This window comes from Mycobacterium persicum (assembly GCF_002086675.1).
GTDB classification, from domain to species: domain Bacteria; phylum Actinomycetota; class Actinomycetes; order Mycobacteriales; family Mycobacteriaceae; genus Mycobacterium; species Mycobacterium persicum.
In genome coordinates, this window is record NZ_MVIF01000382.1 from 1 (window position 1) to 217 (window position 217).

Here is a 217-nt window from a genome sequence, read left to right on the forward strand (position 1 = left end):
CCAAAAGAAGCGCTTGACCGCGCCGGATCCGAGCCGGTCGCAGATTTCCTGCAGCGCCGCGGGATCATCACAGGCGCAGAAGCCGTTGTCTAGGGCGGTGTAGCCGATCCCGAGCCGCTCGCATTGGCGCTGCGCCCAGCTGTGCCCGTTGAGCCAGAGCCATACCGGCCACGGCGCATAAGCGTTGGTCTTCCAAAACGCCCCACCCCAGTCGGGA

At 65.9% G+C, this 217-nt stretch carries 1 pseudogene; it reads right to left on the reverse strand.

The features are described 5' to 3' along the window. A pseudogene (locus tag BST40_RS30655) lies at positions 1–217 on the reverse strand (hypothetical protein); the annotation flags it as partial.